Below are 21195 nucleotides of genomic sequence, written 5' to 3'. Positions count from 1 at the left end.
GGCTTACTTGGAGATGACAGCCAGCACGTCGCGTGCCGACAGGATCAGGTACTCCTGACCGGCGTACTTGATCTCGGTTCCGCCGTACTTGCTGTAGATGACGGTGTCGCCTTCCTTGACATCGACCGGGATGCGGTTGCCCTTGTCGGTCACGCGGCCTTCGCCAACGGCGACGACGGTGCCCTCCTGGGGCTTCTCCTTGGCCGTGTCGGGGATGACCAGGCCTGAGGCAGTCGTCGTCTCGGCCTCGTTGGCCTGGACGAGGATCTTGTCCTCGAGCGGCTTGATGTTCACGCTCGCCACGATGAGCCCTCCACTTTCAGGGGTACTTGCGCCCGGGGCTGTTCCCCGGGCGTGTCGGTTTTGTTCTTCACGCAAGCGGCCCCTCACCGAGCCCCGTCGTCGCGGGTGCCGAGGCTGGGTCAGCGCCAACTAGCACTCTATACATGCGAGTGCCAGCGCTCAAGGGCAGGCGGCGCCACCGGACCACCGCGCCACGATCTGCCAGTCGCCGGTAGAGCACGTGGGTGACGGGAAGGTGTCCTAGAGTCGTCGCCGTGGCAAACATCAGCAGACGTGGATTTCTCGGGCTTGCCGGACTGGGCGCCGCGGGCGCCGTCGGCCTCGGAACGTTCGGCCGGGCGCCGTGGGGAACCTGGTACGCGGCCGCCGACGCACTCCCCGAATACCTGGCAGGCACGACCCTCGAGGCCGTTGCCACCCCGCTCGGCGGATCCGGCTACCGCACCCTGACCGCGGGTCCGGGCTGGCCGATGGTCGTGCGCGGCGAACTGGCCGGCGCCCAGTCCGGACGCGAGGAGCGCCGCCGGGTGCTGGCCTCCTTCGTCCAGCTGACCGACCTGCACGTGATCGACGCCCAGTCGCCGATGCGGTTCGAGTACGTGCACCCGTTCACCGGGTCGGCGTTCCGCCCGCACGAGACGCTCACCACCCAGGGACTGGTGTCCCTGGTGTCCCGGATCAACTCCCTGCGGGGCGGCCCGCACACCGGACGCCCGTTCGACGCGGTCGTGACCACCGGCGACAACACAGACAACAAGGAGCACGCCGAACTCGGCTGGCTGCTGACCGCGCTCAACGGCGGCACCTTCATCCCCAACACCGGTGCCGCGGACCGCTACGAGGGCGTGCAGAACTCCGGCGCGGACCTGTACTGGAACCCTGAGTCGCCGATCGACGACATGTACAAGAAGGCGGGCTTCCCGGAGATGCCCGGGCTGCTCGGCGCGGCCCTGCGTCCGGTCACCAGCCCGGGCCTGCGCACCCCCTGGTACAGCGTGTTCGGCAACCATGACGACGCGATCTCCGGCACCCTCCCCAACGGGATCCCGCTGCTCGAGAGCATGTACACGGGGTCGCTCAAGATCGAGGCACCGAACTCCGAGCAGGCTCGTGCCATCGGCAGCGCCGCCAGTACCGATCCGTCCGCCATCCCGGCCCTGCTCAGCGCGCTCACCACCCCGCCCCGCGTGGTCACCCCGGACGCCAGTCGCGCGCCGTTCACGCCCCGGCAGTTCATCGCGGCCCACCTCGACCCGGCCAACACCGGCCCCGGCCCGGTCGGCCACGGCTTCGCCGCCGACGCCGGCGAGTCCGGCATCGGCTACTACTCCTTCGAGATCGCGCCCGGCGTCGTCGGCATCAGCATGGACTCCACCAACCGCGCCGGGGCCGTCGACGGCTCGCTCGGCGAGGCCCAGTTCCGCTGGATCGAGCAGGCCCTGCAGGCCGGCAGCAGCCGCTACTTCGACGACGGCGGCCGGCCGGTCACCCAGTCCCGCACGGACACCTACTTCCTGCTCTTCAGCCACCACACCAGCGACACGATGGACGACGTCACGCCCGACCCGGAGAACCCGGGCGAGCGCCGGTACAAGGGCGCCCAGGTGGTCGAGCTGCTCAACCGCTTCCCGAACGTGCTCGCCTGGGTCAACGGCCACACCCACGAGAACCGGATCTACCCGCGACCCGGTCTGACGCCGGCGCAGGGCTTCTGGGAGATCAACACCGCCTCGCACATCGACTTCCCGCAGCACGCCCGGATCATCGAGGTGGTCGACAACGGCGACGGGACCGTCTCGCTGCTCACCACGCTGATCGAGTCGGACGCCCCGTACTCGGTCCCGCACGGCGACTTCTCGGCAACCGGGCTGGCGTCGCTCTACCGCGAGCTGTCCTTCAACGACATCCACATGGAGCCGGAGGAGATGGGCGCCTCGGGCGACCACAACACCGAACTGGTGCTGCCGTCACCGCGCGCCTGACCAGTACAGACGCCGAAATGCCCGCCGATTGCGCGGGTATTTCGCGTTCGGTACGGTCGGTGCCGTGCAGCTGACGCGATTCACCGACCTCGGGCTGCGAGTCGTGATGCGGCTCGCCGTCGCCCCCGGCGGCGGCGGGCTGACCACCAGCCAGGTGGCGGACGAACTGTCCATCCCGTACACCCACACCGCGAAGGTGGTCGCGCGGCTGAGCGAACTCGGCATGGTCGAGGCCCGCCGCGGTCGCGGCGGCGGACTGTCCATCACCGACGCCGCCCGTCGCACCTCGGTCGGCTGGCTGACCCGGGCGCTCGAGGGCGACGGCGAGGTCGTCACCTGCGAGGGCGACACCCCCTGCCCCCTGCGGAACGCGTGCCGCCTGCGTACCGCGCTGCGACGCGCCCAGGACGCGTTCTACGACTCGCTCGACGGCATCACCGTCGCGGAGCTGACGTCGCCGCCGACGTCGCAGACCCTGCTCACCCTCTCCCCGACCGTGGTGGCGGGGCCGGTGTCAACCTAGCCACCCGCCTGCCGACGGCGGCGGTGTCAGTCGCTCGCCTGCTGCCGGCGGGCCTGACCGCGGCGGACCGCGGCGGTGATGATGCGGACACCGACCGCGATCAGGATCAGATTTCCCACGATCTGCACCGACACGACGGCCCGGGCGACCTCACTCTTGGCGGCGATGTCCCCGAAGCCCACGGTCGAGAAGCACACCAGCGTGAAGTACAGCGAGTCGATCCTCGACAACGGTTCGTTGAAGTCGCCGGGCGCGTCCACCGACATCAGGTAGTACAGCGTGGCGAAGGACAGCAGGTACGCGGGCAGGGTCAGCGCGAGTGCCTCGACGCCCTGCAGCGCGGGATACTGCGCCCGCACGATCTTCCGGATCTGCCAGACGCACAGCACCGTCACCGCCGTCAGACCGAACACCAGTCCGGCTAAGGCCGACGCCGACTGCAGGTCGGTCATCGGCACCGCGAAGTACGCCACCAACAGCAACACCGCGGTGCCCGCCGGACGCACCACCGCCCGGCGGATCAGCCTGCGGCGCTCCGCCTTCGGCAGGGCCTCGAAGAGCTCAGTTTGCATCGCCCCGGTCCCGCGACTGGCTCACCGTCACGGACAGTCCGGGGTCGGTGGCGACGTTCAACGGGGACGGGCTTGCGCCCCCGGCAATCACGTGGGCACCCAGTGCGGCAATCATCACCCCATTGTCGGTGCACAGCCGCGGCTTCGGGATGCGAAGCGTCAAACCGGCCGCCGCGCAGCGCTCCTCCGCCATCGAGCGGATCCGCGAGTTGGCCGTCGCACCGCCGCCGAGGACCAGGGTGTCCACCCCGATGTCAGTGGCCGCGCGGACCGCCTTCATGGTGAGCACGTCGGCCACCGCCTCCTGGAAGCTCGCGGCGATGTCGGGGATCGACAGCGGTTCGCCGGCCCGCTCGCGGGACTCGACGTACCGCGCGACCGCCGTCTTGAGACCCGAGAACGAGAAATCGTTGCGGGCGTCGCGCGGGCCGGTCATCCCGCGGGGGAAGGCGATCGCCTTCGGGTCCCCCGCCTGTGCCGCCGCGTCCAGGGCCGGACCGCCCGGGAACCCGAGTCCGAGCAGGCGCGCCACCTTGTCGAAGGCCTCCCCCGCCGCGTCGTCGACCGTGGTGCCGAGTTCGGTGATCGGCTTGGCCAGGTCCTCCACGTGCAGCAGGTGGGTGTGCCCACCGGAGACGAGCAGCGCCACGCACGGCGGCATCGGCCCGTGTTCGAGGGTGTCCACGGCGACATGGCCGCCGAGGTGGTTGAGCGCGTAGAAGGGCACGTCCCACGCCGCCGCGTACGCCTTCGCCGCGGCCGCACCGACGAGCAGCGCGCCGGCGAGCCCGGGGCCGATGGTGACGGCCAGGGCGTCGGGCTTGGCGATGCCGGCCTGCGCCAGGGCACGACGCATGGTCGGCACGATCGCCTCGAGGTGCGCGCGCGAGGCCACCTCGGGCACCACGCCGCCGTACCGCGCGTGCTGGTCGACGCTGGAGGCCACCTCGTCCGCGAGCAGCTCGCAGGTGCCGTCCGGGCGCCAGCGGACGATGCCGACTCCCGTTTCGTCGCAGGAACTCTCGATGCCCATCACGATCATGCTCGTTCGCCCTCCGGCTGTCCGTCCACAGTGACATCCCCCGTCGCTTCGCTCGCCACAGTGACATCCCCCGTCGCTTCGCTCGCCACAGTGACATCCCCCGTCGCTTCGCTCGCCACAGTGACATCCCCCGTCGCTTCGCTCGCCCCGGCCCGACGCATGGTGTACGCGTCGGCGCCGCTGGGCTGGTAGTAGTTTCGGCGGATCCCGAGGCTCTCGAAGCCCTCGCGCCGGTACAGCCCGATCGCGGGTTCGTTGTCGGTACGCACCTCGAGGAACACCGGTCCGCCGTGCGCGTCGGCCTCCCGCAGCAACGCAGCGAGCAGCAGCGAGCCGATCCCGTGACCCTGGCGGGCGGGGTCGACGCCGATGGTGTGCACCTCGGCCTCCGGGTCAGACGCGGTACCCAGCAGCGCGATTCCGGCGTACCCGAGTGTCGTGCCCGCGTCGTCGCGCGCCACGAAGTAGCGGTTGTGGGGCTGGGCCAGTTCGGCGCGGAACGCGTCGGCGCTCCACGGTCCGTCGCCGGGGAAGAGCGCCTCCTCCAGCTCGGCGCACCGCGCGGCGTCGGCCACCGTCATGGCGACAATGCGCGCGCTCATTTCTTGCGATCCGCCATCTCAACCGCGTCGGGACGACGAAGGTAAAGCGGCACAAGAGGTTCCGGCTCTGCATCGGAGTTCAACGCGGCCGCGGCGACGCGAACGAGGGCGGCAGGCGACGGCGTCTCCACCGGCTCGACGGGCAGGTCGAACAGGTCCACGTGCCGGGCGGACCCGGCCACGGCGGCCGACGGCATCGGGTCGAGGTCGGCGGGCTTGTTCACCGCAGGACCCTCCACCCGCGCGCCCGCGGAGTACCGGGCCCAGTACACCTCGCGGCGTCGGGCGTCGGTGACCACCAACAGGTCCCGGCCGAGCGCGGCTTCCGAGGCGATGGCGTCGAGGCTGCAGACCCCGTGCACGGGGATGCCCAGGGCGTCGGCGAAGGCGGCCGCCGTGGCCATCCCCACCCGCAGCCCGGTGAACGGGCCGGGCCCGGCACCGACGACCACGGCGTCCAGGTCCGCGGGGACGTGACCGGCCTCGGCCAGACACTCCAGGATGTGCGGCGTCAACACCTCCGCGTGGGCACGGGCGTTGACCGTGATTCGGGTGGCCAGCGTGTGCGGGGTGTCGCCGTCGAGGCGAACCACCCCCGCGGTCACGGCCGGAGTGGAGGTATCGACGGCGAGTACGAGCACGATTACCGAGGATACCCGCACGTCAGAACAGGTCTCGACGCTGCCCGCCGACCTAGGACACCCAGCCCCACTCCGCGGTGCGCACATCGGACTCCGGTTCACGCCGCAGACGGACCAGCAGGTGCCGGTCAGCGAGGTGCTCGACCACGCCCTCGCCCCACTCCACCACCACGACCGCACCGGCCAGGTCGGTGTCGAGGTCCAGCGCGTCGAGTTCGTCGAAGGTCTGGGCGCCGCCACCGGAGCCCGCCTCGCCGGCCAGACCGAGCCGGTAGGCGTCCACGTGCACCATGGCCACCGGCTCGCCGCCGCCGGGGCGCTCACCCGCCCGGTGCTCGCGGGCGATGATGAACGTCGGCGAGCTCACCCGACCCTCCACCCCGAGCCCGGCAGCGATGCCGCGCGCCAACGCCGTCTTGCCCGCGCCGAGTGGACCGTCGAGCACCACCAGGTCCCCGGCGGCGAGCTCGACCGCCAGCCGACGGCCGAAGGCCTCGGTGTCCTCGGTGGTGGGCAGCGCAATGCTGGTCTGCGTCCGGTCAGCCACCGACGACGCTCCTTTCGGTCTGGTCCTGCTGCCGCATCGCCCGCACGAACAGCCGGTCGATCGCGTCGGTGACTCGCATCGGGAACTCCAGCTGCACCAGGTGCCCGGCCGAGGCCACCCGCACCAGCTCGCAGTCCAGCAGCGCGTCGGCCATCGCCTCGGACTGGGCAAACGGGATGACCATGTCGGCGTCGCCGCAGAGCACCAATGCGGGCAGTGTCGCGACCACCGGCAGCGCCTCCGACTCGTCGTGCAGCTCGAGCGACTCGAGGAAGTTCACGATGGTGGTCACCGAGGTGTCGTTGAGCATGCCCTCCGAGAACCGCACCAGGCTCGGGCTGACGTCGGTGCCGTACGAGGCCGCGCGCATGATCGGCGAGATCACCGCGCGGGCCGCGCCCCGGCCGAACTGGACCAGTCCGGGCGACGTACGGACCGCCAACCGGAACGCGTCGATCACAGGGTTGCGCAGGTTACGGCTCAGCCCGGTCTTGTTCAGGCCGGCGGCGGCGGTGGAGATCAGCCCCACCCCGATCACCTGTTCGTCGAACAACTCCGGCCGCTGCCTGGCCAGGGCCAGGATCGTCATTCCGCCCATCGAGTGCCCGACCAGCAGCACCGGGCCGTCGGGCGCGACCGCGCGCAACACCGCGTCGAGGTCCCGGCCGAGCTGGCCGATGGTGCAGCTCGCGACGCTCGAGGTGCCGGAACGGCCGTGCCCGCGCTGGTCGTAGAAGACCATCCGCACCGCGGCGCCCCAACGACGCTCGAGCTGACGGCGCTGGAAGTGCCAGGACTCCATGCGCAGGCAGTAGCCGTGCACGAAGACCACGGTGACCGGCGCATCGGCCGGCCCGACCTCGCGCACCGCGAGCGGGGTGCCGTCGTCGGCCGCCACGACGCAGCCCCGGTCGGCCTCCATCATCCCGAAGTCCTCGCGGGCGTACCGGTCGCGGAAGCCCCGACGGCCCCGCGCCGGGCGACGGGCGACGCTGACGCCGGCCAGCGCACCGAGCCCCGCCGCCGTCACCGCGCCGCCGGCCAGCCCGGCCCGCTTCAACGGATTCACCTGGCCGCCCCGGCACCGCCGCGGTAACTGCGCACCACGCGGCCACGGACGCCGGTCACCACTTCGTAGTGAATGGTGTCGAGCRCGTCCGCCCAGTCCTGGGCGACCGGACCGCCGCCGTCACCGGGTCCGAACAGGATCGCCTCGTCGCCCTCGGCCACCCGACCGGGGTCGGCGCCGAGGTCGATGACGACCTGATCCATGCACACCCTGCCGATCTGTGGGTAGCGCCGGTCGCCGATCTGCACCTCGAAGCGCCCGCTGATCGCGCGCGGGATGCCGTCGGCGTACCCGACCGGCAGCAGCGCGACCGTGGTGTCCTGGTCCGCCACCCACGTGTGCCCGTAGGAGACCCCGGAACCGGCCGCAACCTTCTTGACCAGGGCCACCCGGGCCCGCAACGTCATCACCGGACGCAGCCCGAATTCGCCGAGATCGGGTACCGGGGACAGCCCGTACAGCGCAATGCCGGGGCGCACCATGTCGAAGGACAGGTCCGGCCGGGTCAGCACCGCCGCGGAGTTCGACATGTGCACCCGCTCGGCGCGCAGCCCGAGCGCGGCCGCCTGCGAGACGGCGTGACGCAACGCCTCGACCTGGGTGTCGATCACCGGGTGGTGCGGCTGGTCGGCGTGGGCGAAGTGCGAGAACACCCCGCGGAACCGGGTCGCGCCCTCGGCCTCGGCCCGAGCCAGCCCGTCGAGCAGGTCTGCGAGCTCGGTCGGCGAGACGCCGTTGCGGTTGAGTCCCGTGTCCACCTTCATGGAGACGGCGGCGGTGGTGCCGACGGCGCGGGCCGCTGCCACCACCGCGTCCAGGTGCCGCGGCGAGGACACCGCGAGTTCGACGCCGGCGGCAATGGCGGGCGCGAAGTCGGCGTCGGGGGTGTGCAACCAGGACAGCACCGGCGCATCAATGCCGCCGGCGCGCAACTCCAGCGCCTCGTCGAGCGTGGTGACACCGAGTTCGACCGCACCCGCCGCCAACGCGGCCTTCGCGACCCGGACGGCGCCGTGGTTGTAGCCGTCGGCCTTGACCACCGCCATCAGCGCGGCGTCCCCGGCGTGTTCGCGCAGCACCCGCACGTTGTGTGCGAGGGCGTCGAGATCGATCAGTGCCTCCGCCTGCGGCGCGGGCTGTGCCTGCGGGTCACCCCGCTCCCCTGACTGGGTGGAGAATTCGGCACCCGCCGCGTGGACGTATGCCGCGACACTGGGCTTCGCGGGGATAATCATGGTCCGTCGATCCTGCCATTTTCGACCGAATCCCCAAATAGTTTCACATCCTCATGAGGTCACGGTTTGGGCACCTGTTGGGCGCGAAGAATCCGCACAGCCGCCCTGACCTGGGACAACAGCGCTCCGGCGGAAATCGGGGCCGCAGTGACCGATCTCTCACCCGCCGCCAGATTCGCGGCCAGCGAATGCGCCCGCGCCCCCATCGCCGCCGCCGTTGCCAGGTCCAGGCCCGACGCCGCCAGTGCGCCGACCATGCCGGCCAGCACGTCACCCGAACCGGGCGTGGCAGCAGCCGAACCGGCCGCGTCGTTGAGCAGCACCTGACCGTCCGGACGCGCGATCACCGTGCACCGCCCCTTGAGCAGCACCGTGACGCCCCAGTCCGCGGCCAGCCTCCGGGTGTGCCCCACCCGGTCCGCCGCCGGATCGACGCCGGCGAGCCTCGCGAACTCCCCCGCATGCGGCGTGAGCAGGGTCGGCGCGGACCGCCCGGCCACCAGCCCCGGATCGGCCGCCAGGAGCGTGAGGCCGTCGGCATCCACCAGCACCGGCAGGTCGGTGCCGAGGACGGCGCGCAGCTGCGACGCGGCGGACTCGCCGGTGCCCGCACCCGGACCCACCACCCACGCCTGGACCCGGCCGGCGTCCTCGACACAATCCGCCGCAACCACCTCGGGCCACCTCGAAAGCACTTGCACGGCAGCAGTTCCCGCATACCGCACCATCCCGGAGGTGGCGGTCACCGCGGCCCCCGCGCAGAGCACCCCGGCGCCGGGATAGCGGGCGCTGCCCGCCACCACGCCGACGACGCCTTGCGTGTACTTGTCGTCGCTCGCGCCCGGCACCGGCCAGCGCGCGCCGACCTCGGACGCGGTCAACGCCCGCACGGAGGCCTCCCCGGGCGCCAGTCCGATGTCGACAAGTTCGACCCGGCCGCAGTGTGCGGCGGCCAGCGCGTGCACCGGCTTGAGCGCGCCGAAGGCGACCGTGACCTGTGCCGTCACCGCCGGCCCGGGAGCCTCCCCGGTATCCGGGTCCACCCCGCTCGGCAGGTCGACCGCCACGATGGGCGCCGCCACCCGCCGGACCAGCGCCGCGGCGGGCGGGCGCAACGGCCCCCGCCCCGAGAGTCCCACGATGCCGTCGAGCACCACGTCGGGATCGCCGAGGTCGGCCTCGGACCCCCGTGCCACCCGGCCGCCCGCGGCGCGCAGGGCGGCCAGCCCCGCCGCGTGTGCCCGGTCCGGGTCCAGCAGCACGGCGCGGACCGCCACACCGCGGCGGCGCAGCATCGCCCCGGCCCACAGGGCGTCGCCGCCGTTGTCGCCGGAACCGACCAGCAGGGTCACCCTGCGGCCCGCCACTCCCCCTGTGCGGGAACGCAGTTCGGAGGCCACCACCAGTTCGAGACCGTGCGCGGCGCGCCGCATCAACGTGCCCTCGGGCAGTGCCGCCAGCAGCGGAGCCTCAGCCGCACGCACCTGCTCGGCAGGGTAGTAGTCCCGCATCGCTGACCTCCTCGAGAAGATGGCGTCCGCCCCGTCGACCGTATCGGCTCCCGCTGCTCGACGGTTCCCAGGGCGACGTCCGGGGTCTAGCCTGAAGCTATGCGTGCACCGTCGATTCACGCGCTCGGAGTCGTCTTGGCGTCCGGTCTGTTGCTCACGTCAGTGCTCACGGGATGCGCCACCACCGAGTCACCGGAAGTCTCGCTGACCGCGGGCGGATCCGCGACCGTGACGATCTCCAACATGCGGTTCAACCCGTCGATCCTGCGAATCCGGGCCGGCGACACGGTGACGTGGGTGTTCGCCGACCAGGGCACCGAGCACGGTGTGGTCTCGAACGCCAACGCCCAGGAGTACTTCGAGAGCGGCGTCCAGAGCAGCGGAACCTACAGCCACAAATTCATCCGGGTCGGCATGAGCCGGTACTTCTGCTCCGAGCACGCCAGCATGGGCGGCACCATCATCGTGCGTTGACGGGTCCAGCCTCGCTGACGGGTCTAGCCTGGGGCGATGCGTGCACCCTCGATGCGCGGGCTCGGGTCCGCCACGGCAATCGGACTCCTGCTGGCCTCGGCCGTGGTCGGCTGCGCCGACACGAGCAAACCCGACGCCGGCCAGGCGGCACCGACCTCGTCCGCCTCGAACGCAGACCCGACCGTCGTCGTCTCCGGGATGAGCTTCCAGCCGTCCACCGTGACGATCCGGGTGGGACAGACGGTGACCTGGAAGTTCGACGACCGCGGCATCGCGCACAACGTGACCTCGGCCGCGGGCGCCCCCGCGGGGTTCGCGAGCACCATCATGACCGGCGGAAGTTACAGCCACACCTTCGACCAGCCGGGCACCTACCCGTACACCTGCACCCTGCACGCGGGGATGGCGGGCACCGTCGTCGTGCAGTGACCGAGCGGTTCGGTGGCCTGCCGGTCACCGAACCTGCCCGGGTCTACTCGACGGTGACGGACTTCGCGAGGTTGCGCGGCTTGTCGACGTCGTAGCCCCGCACCTTCGCCACCTCGGCCGCGAACACCTGCAGCGGAACCGTGGACAGCAGCGGCTGCAGCAGGGTCGGCGCCGCCGGGATCTCGATCAGGTGGTCGGCGTGCGCCCGGACCGTCTCGTCGCCCTCCTCGGCGATGACGATCGTCCGCGCGCCCCGGGCCTTGATCTCCTGGATGTTCGAGACCAGCTTCGAGTGCAGCACCGCGCGCCCCTTGGGCGAGGGCATGACGACGATGACCGGCAGGCCCTCCTCGATCAGCGCGATCGGCCCGTGCTTGAGCTCGCCGGCGGCAAAGCCCTCGGCGTGCATGTACGCCAACTCCTTGAGCTTGAGCGCACCCTCGAGCGCCACCGGGTACCCGACGTGCCTACCCAGGAACAGCACGGTCCGGGCGTCGGCGAACTCACGGGCCAGGGCCCGAACCGGCTCGGCCGTCTCCAGGACGCGGGCCACCAGCGCGGGCATGGCCTCGAGATCCGCGTACTCCCGGGCCACCTCGTCCGGGTACTTGGTGCCACGAGCCTGCGCCAGCGCCAGGCCCACGAGGTAGTTCGCGGTCACCTGCGCCAGGAACGCCTTGGTCGACGCGACCGCGATCTCCGGACCCGCCCGGGTGTAGAGGACGGCGTCGGCCTCGCGGGGGATCTGCGCGCCGTTGGTGTTGCAGATGGCCAGCACCCGCGCCTTCTGGTCCTTGGCGTGCTTGACCGCCTCGAGCGTGTCCGCGGTCTCGCCGGACTGGGAGATCGCCACCACCAGCGTCGAGCGGTCGAGCACCGGGTCGCGGTAACGGAACTCGCTGGCGAGCTCCACCTCGACGGGCAGCCGGGTCCAGTGTTCGATCGCGTACTTGGCGAGCAGTCCGGAGTGGTACGCGCTGCCGCAGGCGACGACGAAGACCTTGTCCACGTCGCGCAACTCCTGGTCGGACAGGCGCTGCTCGTCGAGGACGATCTTGCCGTCCGCGAAGTGGCCGAGGAGGGTGTCGGCCACCGCGGTCGGCTGCTCCTCGATCTCCTTGAGCATGAAGTAGTCGTGGCCGCCCTTCTCGGCGGCGGCGAGGTCCCAGTCGATGCGGAACGGGCGGCCCTGCGCCTCGTTGCCCGCGAAGTCGCTGATCGTGTAGCCGTCGGCGGTGATCACCACCACCTGGTCCTGACCGAGCTCGATGGCGTCGCGCGTGTGCTCGATGAACGCCGCGACGTCCGAGCCGAGGAACATCTCACCCTCGCCGACGCCCACCACCAACGGGGTGGAGCGACGGGCGGCGACGATCGTCTCGGGGTGGTCGGCGTGCGTGAAGACCAGGGTGAAGGCGCCCTCGAGCCGACGCACGACCTGCTGCGCACTGGCGATGAAGTCGCCGGCCGTCGGCCCCTCCGCGTAGGCCCGGGCGACGAGGTGCACGGTGACCTCGGAGTCGGTGTCCGACGCGAAGTCGATGCCGGCCTGCTCGAGCTCGGCGCGCAGCGGCGCGAAGTTCTCGATGATGCCGTTGTGGACGACCGCGACCTTGCCGGTCGCGTCGAGGTGCGGGTGCGCGTTGCGGTCGGTCGGCCGGCCGTGGGTGGCCCACCGGGTGTGCCCGATGCCCGTGCTGCCGACAAAGCGCTCGGTGCCGGTCTCGGCGAGCTCCGCCTCGAGGTTGGCGAGCTTGCCGGCCTTGCGCTCGACGGCAAGTCCGCCGGCGCCGTCCAGCACCGCGATCCCGGCCGAGTCGTAGCCGCGGTACTCCATTCGGCGCAGCGCCTCCACCACGACGCCCAGCGCCTGGCGGTGGCCGACGTATCCCACGATTCCGCACATGGTTACCCAGCGTACTGGGGCTGCGAGCCCACGCCGACCGGCAGGTCCGGCCACCAGGACTTGCCGCCGATCCGTCGGGCGATCCGTCAGTCCGGGTCGCACTCGGCGAGGAAGTCGGCAAATGCCGGCCACATGGTCTCCCGCGCCGCCCGACCTGTGAGCACACCGAGGTGCCCACCCGGAAACGCCCCGTAGCGAACTCTCGGTGAACCGTCCAACAGTTCCGTGAGGTGGCGCACCGCGGGCTCCGGCGCCAGAACGTCGCCGCTGCCCGCGACCACCATCACCGGCACGTCGATGTCGCCGAGGCTCACCCGCCGGCCGGCGATCTGCATGTGCCCGGTCGCGAACTCGTTCGAGCGCATCACCACGTGGTAGAGCTGCCCGAAGGTCCGCCCCGGGTAGGCGTACATGTTGTCCATGAACCGGTCGACGGCCTCGATCTGCTCGAGGTGGTCCCGGTCGTCGAGGTTCGCCAGGACGGCAAACGGCCGGGTGAGGTACTTGTCGATGCTGGCCGCCTTGAAACCGAGGCTGGTCAGCGGCGCCGGAATGGTGCCGAGCAACCGGTAGAACGGCGCGACGGTGTACGGGCCGAACACCCGGTCCAGCGGGCGCAGCGTCGCGAACAACGGCACCCGCCGAAGATCGAAGGGGCTGGCGATCGGCGTCAACGACTGCAGCGGCAACTCGGGGTGCGCGGCCGCGGCGTAGACCGCGAAGATCCCGCCGAGCGACCATCCGGCCAGGTGCACACTGCGGCCGCCGGCGTCGGCGCTGACCACCCGCACCGCGTCCGGCACCACGTCGTCGACCCAGTGCTCGAATCCACGGGCACGGTCGGCGAAGTTCACCGGCCCGTAGTCCACCACGTAGACGTCGCGGCCGGTCTCTCGCAGGTACTCGACGACGCTGCACCCGCGGCGCAGGTCGAAGGCCACCGCGGGGGCCGCCAGCGGGGTGACGAGCAGCACCGGCGCGCCGGTGGCCTCCCTACGGGTCGAACGGAAGCGGCGCACCGTGCGGTCGGGGTTGGCGTCGACCACCTCCGACGGCGTCGGCCGCAGGTCGGCCAGCCCGTCCGAGGTGATTCGCGCGCGGACGTTCTCGACCGCGCGTGCCACGCTCCGGGACGTCGGTACCGCAATGCCGAACACTGTTCGTTCCCCCTGCTCTGCTGACGACTCGACCTCGGCCGCCCGAAGTTGCTTCGAGAATCGGCTGTGGGATCGGATACGGTCATCACCGTGGCGCCGACTCCGAAGACCCTGGCCTCCCGTCTATCTAAGCGCGGTCCGCACCGGGTGCTGCGCGGCGACCTCTCGTTGGCCGGTCAACCCGGCGTGGTGTTCACGCCCGCATCGGGGTTCTCGATGCCGGCGGTGGCCTTCGCCCACGGCTGGATGACCGGCGTCGACCGGTACCAGGAGACGCTCACGCACCTGGCTTCCTGGGGCCTCGTCGTCGCCGCCCCGGACACCCAGCGTTCGCCGGTCCCCTCTCACGTCGCGCTCGCCTCGGACCTGCGCACCGCGATCGACATCTGTGTCGGTGTGCGACTGGGCCCGGGGAAGATCAGCGTCGACCCCACCAAGATCGCCTTCGCCGGTCACGGGATGGGTGCCGGTGCCGCGGTGCTCGCCGCGGCGACACACGGCCCGGCCGCCGCGGTGGCCGCGTTGTTCCCGGCACCGACCGCCCCGCCCGCCGAACGGTCCGCGGCCAAGATCGCCGCGCCCGGCCTGATCGTCGCGGGCGCCGACGACCTCGAGTCGATGAACTGCAACGCGAAGTCCCTGGCGACCGCCTGGGACGGGCAGGCCATCCTGCGCACCGTGGACGGCGCGTCCGCGGGCGGGCTGGCCGAGGGCCGGCGCCTGTTCGGCGCGCTGGGGCTCGGCGGTTCCGAACGCAAGACGCAGAAGACGACCCGTGCCCTGCTCACCGGCTACCTGCTCTACCACCTGCTCGGCGAGACGGAGTACGAGCCGTACGCGCTGCCCGGCGCGCAGCTGCCCGGCACCCACGCCGTGGACCCGACCGCCGCGACGGATCACACCAGCCAGCTCTTCACCCGGTAGGCCTCGACGCGGTCCGCCTCGGGTTCGGGTGCACCGGGAGTCGCCGCCGCCTCGGCGTCGCTCCGGTCCCGCTCGCGGGACTCGTCGGCGCGCCGGAGCACTCGTCCCGCCGACGGACCGGCCCGCGCGAATGACGGTTCCACTGTTGTCCCACAACGCAATTGGTGTGCACGTAGCGCCGCCGCGCGGTCTGCCGCGGCAATCCTGGCCCGGACGTCGTCCAGCGCGGCGGCATGCTCGGCCAGCAGCCGGTCCGCCGCGTGCCGGCTCGTCACAGCGGCCCGGCTTCGGCCAGGTCGGCGCCCGAGTCACCGCCGGCCGGCGCCGGTTCCGCGGCCAACGGTCGAGCGGCGGACTCGGTGTCGGGTTGCGGCGATTCCGGGTCGAGACCGGACCGAACGGGTCCGGGTCCAGGCTGTACCTGCGCCTGCTCCGACCCCTGTTCCTGCTCCGAGTCCGACGCCTGCTCCGGCGGTTCCGGCGCGGGTCCAGCCGACGCGGGTTCGGCCACCCGGGTGTCGAGCACCCAGCCCCCTGCGTCCTTCCCGCCCTCGGTGTCCTTCCCGCCCTCTGTGTCCTTCCCGCCCCCGTGAGTGTCCGCAGGCCCGCTCGCCGGGGGGTCGATTGCCGGTTCCACACCGGCGTCGGCGGCGACGGGGTCGGCATCGATCCGGTCCAGCGCATCCGTGAGCAGGTGCCGTGCCCCCTCGACCGCCCGCGTCGTCGCGTCGCAGAGTGCGAGGAACGCGGCGGCCTGCGACTGCACGTGCGGGACAAGCACTTCGCGCAGCCACGATGCGCCTGCGTCGGCCGTGCGAGTGATCATCAGGTCCACCTCGGCCGGGGTGTGCCCGGCGACAAGCGGTGCGTCGAAGCCGGCGGCAACCTCGGACGCGGCGTCGAGTGCGGTCCGGGCGACGCGGACCGCGTCCGTCATCGCCTCGTGCACGGCGGCAACCCGTGCGCATTCCTCCCGGGCCCGGCCCAAGTGCGCGCCGATCCGCTCGCGGGCCGCGTCGGCGGCTTCGCCCGCCCAGCCGTCCGCGAGGTGACGGACCAGGTCTTCCTGTCTCGTGCATTCCGCACGGAGCACCTGGAGGGCGGCGCCGAGCGCGTCCGCGTCCGCCTCTCGGTCCGCGAGGTCCGTGCCCCACCCGGACGCCCGTGCCCGCAGCTGATCGCAGGTGACGCCCGCCTCCGCACGCGGGAGGAACTCCGCGAAGTACCCGTCGCCGCGGACCCAGGAACCGGCCCCGGTGGTCACCGGCGTTCCCCGCCCAGCGAGGTCCCGCCGTCGAGGAGTCGGGCGTTCTCGGCGTCCTGACGGACGTAGCGGTCCACGGTCACGGCCAGCCGACGCGCATCCTCCGACGTCGCGTCCGCGAGGGCCTGAATGCGTCGGGCCAGGCCGTCGAGGCCGCGGCCTCTGATCGTCGTCGCCGCCGCACTCACTGCCGTGGCAGACTCCCGCAACCCGTTGGCCACGGTTCGCAGCCCCGCCACGTCCAAGTCGAGGCGCTCGCCCACCCCGCTGTCGTCCTCACCCACTGAGCCCCCTCGCGGAATGCACCCGTCACAGGGTCAGACGCGGCGGCGGCTCAATCGGTTCCGGCGAACTGCGGACGCCGGTGAGATCGTGGGAGCCGGTCGGGAACTGACGAGTGTCAGACCGACGCGACGTGGCCCGCGAGGTCGTCGGCCAGCTTGCGCGCCACCTCGATCTCGGCCGCCTCCACCATCACCCGCACCAGCTGCTCGGTGCCCGACGGCCGCAACAGCACCCGGCCCGCCTCGCCGAGGATCTGCTCCGCCTCGGCGACCGCCGCCAGCACGGTGGGCGCGGTGGCGACCGCGGCCTTGTCGCTGACCTTCACGTTCACCAGCACCTGCGGGAGGGTGACCATCACCGCGGCCAGCTCGGCCAGAGTCTTGGAGGTCTGCGCCATCCGGCCCATCAGCCGCAGACCGGTGAGCACGCCGTCGCCGGTGGTGCCGAAACTGGGCAGCACGACGTGTCCGGACTGCTCGCCTCCGAGGCTGTAGGAGCCGTTGCGCAGTTCCTCGAGCACGTACCGGTCGCCGACCGCGGTGGTGCGGACCTCGATGCCCGCCTCGCGCATCGCGATGTGCAGGCCCAGGTTGCTCATCACCGTGGCGACGAGGGTGTTGTCGACCAGCTCGCCGGAGTCCCGCATCGCCAGCGCCAGGACGGTCATGATCGCGTCACCGTCGACGATCGCGCCGGTGGCGTCGACCGCGAGGCATCGATCCGCGTCGCCGTCGTGCGCGAGCCCGAGGTCGGCGCCGTGCTCGACGACCGCGGCCTGCAGGACGTCGAGGTGCGTCGAACCGCAGCCGTCGTTGATGTTCAGTCCGTCGGGGTCTGCGTAGATCTCGATCACCGTGGCTCCGGCGGCCCGGTAGGCCTGCGGTCCGACTACCGACGCGGCCCCGTTGGCGCAGTCCACCACCACGGTGAGTCCGTCCAGCCGATGGCTGTTGCCGCGAGCCAGCTGGGCGAGGTAACGCTCGGCGGCGTCGTCGGCGACCCGGACCCGGCCGATGCCGGCGCCGGTGGGCCGGGGAATCAGGTCGTGGTCGGCGATGGCCGCCTCGATCCGGTCCTCCGACTCGTCGTCGAGCTTGTGCCCACCCGCCGCGAAGATCTTGATGCCGTTGTCCGGCATGGGGTTGTGCGAGGCGGAGATCATCACGCCGAGCGAGGCCTCGTAGGCGCCGGTGAGGTAGGCGACGGCGGGGGTCGGCAGCACGCCGACACTGATCACGTCGACTCCCGCGGCAGTGAGGCCCGCGGTGACCGCGGCCTCGAGCATCTCGCCGCTGGCCCTGGGGTCTCGGCCGACGACGGCGGTCGGTCTCGGCGCGCCGCGCTCCGAGAGCGCCAGCACCGACGCGGCAGCACCCGCAATACGAAGTGCGAGCTCGACGCTCAGCTCCGCGTTGGCAAGACCGCGAACGCCGTCCGTCCCGAACAACCGACCCATGAATCAGACCCCTTTGAGTACCTACGACAAGAGCAGGCGTCCGGTACTGCTGGACGCCTGCTCTTGTTGGTGAACAGGTGCCGGCACCAACCCCGGAGGGCGGCGCCGGCGACACATCAGCGCTTGGAGTACTGAGATGCCTTACGGGCCTTCTTCAGGCCGTACTTCTTGCGCTCGACGGCGCGGGCGTCACGGGTGAGGAAGCCGGCGCTCTTGAGAGCGGGGCGGTCCTCGGGGGTGACCTCGATCAGGGCCCGGGCGATGGCCAGACGCAGGGCGCCTGCCTGTCCGGACGGTCCGCCGCCGTGCAGCAGGGCGACGATGTCGAAGGACTCGGCGCGCTCAACGGTGACGAGCGGAGCCTTGATCAGCTGCTGGTGCACCTTGTTGGGGAAGTAATCCTCCATGGTGCGGCCGTTCAGCTTGAACTCGCCGGTGCCGGGGGTGAGGCGGACGCGGACGACAGCCTCCTTACGACGGCCGACGGTCTGCACGGGACGGTCGATGTAGATCGGGGCGGGCGCGACGGCCTCGACCTCGAACTCCTCGACGATCTCGGGCTGGTCCGCGGAGGCGAACTCCTCCACGACGGTCTCCTCGACGATGACCTCGTCGTTCGACACGTTCTGCTCTTCCGGCGCGGTCACTGGGCCACCTGCTTGATCTCGAACGGAACCGGCTGCTGCGCGGTGTGGGGGTGGGTCGGGCCTGCGTAGACCTTCAGCTTGCCGGCGATGGCGCGGCCCAGCTTGTTCTTGGGGAGCATGCCGGTGACGGCCTTCTCCACGAGACGGTCCGGGGTCCGCTCCAGAACCTCTCCGACGGTCCGCGACTTCAGACCACCGGGGTAACCGGAGTGGTTGTACAGGAGCTTGCCGTCGCGCTTGTTACCGCTGATGGCAACCTTGTCCGCATTGATGATGACGACGAAGTCGCCGCCGTCGATGTGCGGTGCAAAGGTGGGCTTGTGCTTGCCGCGCAGCAGATTCGCTGCCTGGACGGCAAGGCGGCCGAGCACCACGTCAGTGGCGTCGATGACGTGCCACGTGCGGGTCACATCTCCGGCCTTCGGGGTGTACGTAGACACAGAACTTCCTCGTCATATCGTGTAGCTGCTGGCCAACGCGCACGGTGCGGATGTTCCCGGCGGCCAGTGGAGACCCAGGAACCCGTGATACGGGCGGCACGTGAATGCCCCGCCGTAACGCACGCCGACTGCGTACCTTACCGCCCAGGTCAGGGCCTGGTCAAAAGCTGGCTCCGGAGACACCGCACCGACGGCGCCGCCGGGGCCCGCACCGCTCCCCGCGCAAGCACCCCCACGGCGTCGGGGCCGGCGGCGAGGCGGTCACCACCGACGCGACCGCGTCAGCTCAGCGCATCTGCCAGTTGCGCTACCGCCCAGGTGATCTCGTCACGCTCGACGACGAGCGGCGGCGCCAGCCGGATCGTCCCCTCGTGCGCGTCCTTGGCCAGGATCCGGCGAGCCAGCAGGCGTTCGCAGATCACCCGGGCGGGCGGCTGCCCCGCGGCCAGTTGCACCCCCGCCCACAGTCCCCGACCGCGCACCGCCGTCACCCGGTCGGACGGCAGCGCCCCGAGCAGGGTGTGCAGGTGCGCACCGAGTTCGCGGCTGCGGCGCTGGTACTCGCCAGTCCCGAGCATCCGGACCACTTCCACGGCCACGGCGCAGGCCAGCGGGTTGCCGCCGAAGGTGCTGCCGTGCTGACCCGGCCCGATGACGCGCAGCACCGGCCAGTCGGCGACCACCGCGGAGACCGGGACCAGACCGCCGCCGAGCGCCTTGCCCAGGATGTACACGTCGGGCACGACGTCCTCGTGATCGCAGGCGAAGGTTTCTCCGGTCCGACCGAGGCCGCTCTGGATCTCGTCGGCCAGCATCAGCATCGAGTGCTCGTCGCACAGTTCGCGGACCGCGCGGAGGTAACCGTCCGGCGGGACCAGCACCCCGGCCTCGCCCTGGATCGGCTCGACCAGCACCGCCACGGTGTTCGGTGTGACCGCCGCCGCCATCGCCGCCGCGTCCCCGTACTCGACGGTGCGGAAACCCGGCGGGTACGGCCCGAACCCGTCGTGTGCGTCCGGGTCGGTGGAGAACCCGACGATGGCGATGGTCCGGCCGTGGAAGTTGCCGGCGCAGGTGATGATCTCCGCCTGGTCCGGCGGCACACCCTTCACGTCGTATCCCCAGCGCCGGGCCAGTTTCAAGGCGGTCTCGACGGCCTCCGCGCCGGTGTTCATCGGCAGCACCGCCTCCTTTCCGCACAGCCCGCTGACGGCCTCACAGAAATCGGCGAACACCGAATGCTGAAAGGCCCTGCTCGTGAGTGCGAGGCGACCGAGTTGAGAACGTGCGACCTCGACAAGACGGGGGTGTGCATGGCCGAAGTTGAGCGCGGAGTAGCCGGCGAGCAGGTCCAGGTAGTCGACGCCGTCGATGCCGCGCGCCCACACGCCCTGCGCAGACTCCAGCACCACCGGCAGCGGGTCGTAGTTGTGCGCGCTGTGCGTCGCAGCTCGCGCGAGCTCGGCCTCTGTCTGCGCCGTCACCGGCACCAKGGGTTCGCCGGGAGGAAGTTCGGAGTCTCTGGGATCGGTACTCATGTCCACTCCCCCTGTTCGAGGTAGCCACGAGAGCCACGTCTGCGACCCCGCCGCGGCGGCTGTCGTCAGTATCCGCGCACCACAGCGGCGCCGCCACCGAACCAGGCCGGCAACCACACACCCGACGCACAGCGCCCGGCCCCGGAAACGCGAAATGCCCCGCACCACAACCCCGATAAGGAGTCGTGATGCGAGGCATTCGCAAAATATGTACGGCGGTGACCTACTCTCCCACACCCTGTCGAGTGCAGTACCATCGGCGCTGGAGGGCTTAGCTTCCGGGTTCGGAATGGGACCGGGCGTTTCCCCTCCGCTATGGCCGCCGTAACTCTGTGAAACTGTCACACACCCCTCTCCCCACCCGGACCGGCACACCCGACAAAACGGGTGCCCCAGCGGGGGAAAAGGGTATCTGTGTGTTGTCTCAGATACCGCACAGTGGACGCGTAGCTTCTTTGTGGTAAGTCCTCGGCCTATTAGTACCAGTCACCTACACCCATTACTGGGCTTCCAGTTCCGGCCTATCAACCCGGTGGTCTGCCGGGGGCCTTACCCCACAAGTGGGTGAGAAACCTCATCTTGGAACAGGCTTCCCGCTTAGATGCTTTCAGCGGTTATCCCTTCCGAACGTAGCCAACCAGCAGTGCC

General features: G+C 71.1%; 22 protein-coding genes, 2 rRNA genes and 1 pseudogene. 5 read left to right on the top strand and 20 right to left on the bottom strand.

Annotated features, from left to right (window positions below; all coding sequences use genetic code 11):
* Positions 1-3 precede the first annotated feature (3 nt).
* On the bottom strand, positions 4-303 hold the full coding sequence (gene groES, locus AC1DU4_RS17765; RefSeq protein ID WP_027501788.1) for a co-chaperone GroES: 300 nt from the start codon (positions 301-303) through the stop codon (positions 4-6).
* A 254-nt stretch (positions 304-557) separates the two neighbouring features.
* Here groES and AC1DU4_RS17760 point away from each other — a divergent pair, with 254 nt between their 5' ends.
* Together AC1DU4_RS17760 and AC1DU4_RS17755 are read left to right on the top strand one after the other, a co-directional pair.
* Positions 558-2285 carry a TIGR03767 family metallophosphoesterase gene (locus tag AC1DU4_RS17760; protein WP_477841992.1) on the top strand — a complete coding sequence of 576 codons (1728 nt, stop codon included), beginning with the start codon at positions 558-560 and terminating at the stop codon, positions 2283-2285.
* Positions 2286-2349: 64 nt separating this feature from the next.
* Positions 2350-2808, top strand: coding sequence for an RrF2 family transcriptional regulator (locus AC1DU4_RS17755; RefSeq protein ID WP_477841990.1), 459 nt, complete (start codon positions 2350-2352; stop codon positions 2806-2808).
* Positions 2809-2834: 26 nt separating this feature from the next.
* Here AC1DU4_RS17755 and AC1DU4_RS17750 read toward each other — a convergent pair whose 3' ends face one another.
* The 8 genes and pseudogenes from AC1DU4_RS17750 to AC1DU4_RS17715 form a co-directional block, all read right to left on the bottom strand.
* Positions 2835-3380 (bottom strand): potassium channel family protein, encoded by a 546-nt coding sequence (locus tag AC1DU4_RS17750; RefSeq protein ID WP_477841988.1) that lies wholly within the window; start codon positions 3378-3380, stop codon positions 2835-2837.
* Positions 3370-4422: a tRNA (adenosine(37)-N6)-threonylcarbamoyltransferase complex transferase subunit TsaD gene (gene tsaD / locus AC1DU4_RS17745; RefSeq protein ID WP_072843765.1), complete on the bottom strand. Its 1053-nt coding sequence runs from the start codon at positions 4420-4422 to the stop codon at positions 3370-3372. Before tsaD ends, AC1DU4_RS17750 begins: the two co-directional genes overlap by 11 nt.
* A gap of 137 nt (positions 4423-4559) precedes the next feature.
* A pseudogene (rimI, locus tag AC1DU4_RS17740) lies at positions 4560-5024 on the bottom strand (ribosomal protein S18-alanine N-acetyltransferase); the annotation flags it as partial.
* Complete coding sequence (gene tsaB / locus AC1DU4_RS17735) at positions 5021-5665, bottom strand: tRNA (adenosine(37)-N6)-threonylcarbamoyltransferase complex dimerization subunit type 1 TsaB (RefSeq protein ID WP_477841986.1); 645 nt, start codon at positions 5663-5665, stop codon at positions 5021-5023. The gene tsaB and the pseudogene rimI, both read right to left, overlap by 4 nt.
* Before the next feature lie 52 nt (positions 5666-5717).
* Positions 5718-6212: a tRNA (adenosine(37)-N6)-threonylcarbamoyltransferase complex ATPase subunit type 1 TsaE gene (tsaE, locus tag AC1DU4_RS17730; protein ID WP_477841984.1), complete on the bottom strand. Its 495-nt coding sequence runs from the start codon at positions 6210-6212 to the stop codon at positions 5718-5720.
* On the bottom strand, positions 6205-7281 hold the full coding sequence (locus AC1DU4_RS17725) for an alpha/beta fold hydrolase (protein WP_477841982.1): 1077 nt from the start codon (positions 7279-7281) through the stop codon (positions 6205-6207). Before AC1DU4_RS17725 ends, tsaE begins: the two co-directional genes overlap by 8 nt.
* Positions 7278-8516, bottom strand: coding sequence for an alanine racemase (gene alr / locus AC1DU4_RS17720; protein ID WP_477841980.1), 1239 nt, complete (start codon positions 8514-8516; stop codon positions 7278-7280). The genes AC1DU4_RS17725 and alr overlap by 4 nt, the downstream gene beginning before the upstream one ends.
* 59 nt (positions 8517-8575) lie before the next feature.
* The gene (locus tag AC1DU4_RS17715) at positions 8576-10027 is read right to left on the bottom strand and encodes an NAD(P)H-hydrate dehydratase (protein ID WP_477841978.1); all 1452 of its coding nucleotides are present in this window, start codon (positions 10025-10027) and stop codon (positions 8576-8578) included.
* 99 nt (positions 10028-10126) lie between these two features.
* Between AC1DU4_RS17715 and AC1DU4_RS17710 the strand changes: the two genes are divergently transcribed.
* Positions 10127-10501, top strand: a complete 375-nt coding sequence (locus tag AC1DU4_RS17710) for a cupredoxin domain-containing protein (protein ID WP_477841976.1) — start codon at positions 10127-10129, stop codon at positions 10499-10501.
* 36 nt (positions 10502-10537) lie between these two features.
* Positions 10538-10930, top strand: coding sequence for a cupredoxin domain-containing protein (locus AC1DU4_RS17705; protein ID WP_477841974.1), 393 nt, complete (start codon positions 10538-10540; stop codon positions 10928-10930).
* Between the two features lie 43 nt (positions 10931-10973).
* On the opposite strand, the gene glmS is transcribed toward AC1DU4_RS17705, so the two are convergent.
* Both glmS and AC1DU4_RS17695 read right to left on the bottom strand, forming a co-directional pair.
* A complete protein-coding gene (gene glmS, locus AC1DU4_RS17700; protein ID WP_477841972.1) occupies positions 10974-12836 on the bottom strand; it encodes a glutamine--fructose-6-phosphate transaminase (isomerizing) in 1863 nt (620 codons plus the stop codon).
* A gap of 86 nt (positions 12837-12922) precedes the next feature.
* Entirely contained in the window at positions 12923-13960 is a 1038-nt protein-coding gene (locus AC1DU4_RS17695) for an alpha/beta fold hydrolase (protein WP_477841970.1), read from the bottom strand.
* 123 nt (positions 13961-14083) lie between these two features.
* On the opposite strand from AC1DU4_RS17695, the gene AC1DU4_RS17690 reads away from it, so the two are divergent.
* Positions 14084-14917 (top strand): poly(ethylene terephthalate) hydrolase family protein, encoded by an 834-nt coding sequence (locus tag AC1DU4_RS17690; protein WP_477841968.1) that lies wholly within the window; start codon positions 14084-14086, stop codon positions 14915-14917.
* Here AC1DU4_RS17690 and AC1DU4_RS17685 read toward each other — a convergent pair.
* The 9 genes from AC1DU4_RS17685 to AC1DU4_RS17645 all read right to left on the bottom strand — a co-directional run.
* Positions 14890-15192 (bottom strand): hypothetical protein, encoded by a 303-nt coding sequence (locus AC1DU4_RS17685; RefSeq protein ID WP_477841966.1) that lies wholly within the window; start codon positions 15190-15192, stop codon positions 14890-14892. The two genes, AC1DU4_RS17690 and AC1DU4_RS17685, sit on opposite strands and share 28 nt — an antisense overlap.
* Complete coding sequence (locus AC1DU4_RS17680; RefSeq protein ID WP_477841964.1) at positions 15189-16181, bottom strand: hypothetical protein; 993 nt, start codon at positions 16179-16181, stop codon at positions 15189-15191. The genes AC1DU4_RS17685 and AC1DU4_RS17680 overlap by 4 nt, the downstream gene beginning before the upstream one ends.
* Positions 16178-16465, bottom strand: a complete 288-nt coding sequence (locus AC1DU4_RS17675) for a hypothetical protein (protein WP_477841962.1) — start codon at positions 16463-16465, stop codon at positions 16178-16180. The genes AC1DU4_RS17680 and AC1DU4_RS17675 overlap by 4 nt, the downstream gene beginning before the upstream one ends.
* Positions 16466-16581: 116 nt before the next feature.
* A complete protein-coding gene (gene glmM / locus AC1DU4_RS17670; protein WP_477841960.1) occupies positions 16582-17922 on the bottom strand; it encodes a phosphoglucosamine mutase in 1341 nt (446 codons plus the stop codon).
* A gap of 116 nt (positions 17923-18038) precedes the next feature.
* Entirely contained in the window at positions 18039-18569 is a 531-nt protein-coding gene (gene rpsI / locus AC1DU4_RS17665; RefSeq protein WP_072843777.1) for a 30S ribosomal protein S9, read from the bottom strand.
* A complete protein-coding gene (gene rplM, locus AC1DU4_RS17660) occupies positions 18566-19009 on the bottom strand; it encodes a 50S ribosomal protein L13 (protein ID WP_072843778.1) in 444 nt (147 codons plus the stop codon). Before rplM ends, rpsI begins: the two co-directional genes overlap by 4 nt.
* 281 nt (positions 19010-19290) lie before the next feature.
* Complete coding sequence (rocD, locus tag AC1DU4_RS17655; RefSeq protein WP_477841958.1) at positions 19291-20547, bottom strand: ornithine--oxo-acid transaminase; 1257 nt, start codon at positions 20545-20547, stop codon at positions 19291-19293.
* A 210-nt stretch (positions 20548-20757) separates the two neighbouring features.
* Positions 20758-20874 (bottom strand): 5S ribosomal RNA (gene rrf / locus AC1DU4_RS17650).
* Positions 20875-21003: 129 nt separating this feature from the next.
* A 23S ribosomal RNA gene (locus tag AC1DU4_RS17645) occupies positions 21004-21195 on the bottom strand; the annotation flags it as partial.

The organism is Rhodococcus sp. P4_F5 (assembly GCF_056401315.1).
Note: the sequence above shows the minus strand (reverse complement) of the source record. Positions and strands in the feature narration are given on the sequence as shown.

Bases quoted from the DNA above. Each gene is read 5' to 3' on its own strand.
- glmS (WP_477841972.1), bottom strand. From the start codon at position 12,836: ATGTGCGGAATCGTGGGATACGTCGGCCACCGCCAGGCGCTGGGCGTC.
- AC1DU4_RS17715 (WP_477841978.1), bottom strand. From the start codon at position 10,027: ATGCGGGACTACTACCCTGCCGAGCAGGTGCGTGCGGCTGAGGCTCCG.
- AC1DU4_RS17710 (WP_477841976.1), top strand. From the start codon at position 10,127: ATGCGTGCACCGTCGATTCACGCGCTCGGAGTCGTCTTGGCGTCCGGT.
- AC1DU4_RS17705 (WP_477841974.1), top strand. From the start codon at position 10,538: ATGCGTGCACCCTCGATGCGCGGGCTCGGGTCCGCCACGGCAATCGGA.
- AC1DU4_RS17750 (WP_477841988.1), bottom strand. From the start codon at position 3,380: ATGCAAACTGAGCTCTTCGAGGCCCTGCCGAAGGCGGAGCGCCGCAGG.
- glmM (WP_477841960.1), bottom strand. From the start codon at position 17,922: ATGGGTCGGTTGTTCGGGACGGACGGCGTTCGCGGTCTTGCCAACGCG.
- tsaD (WP_072843765.1), bottom strand. From the start codon at position 4,422: ATGATCGTGATGGGCATCGAGAGTTCCTGCGACGAAACGGGAGTCGGC.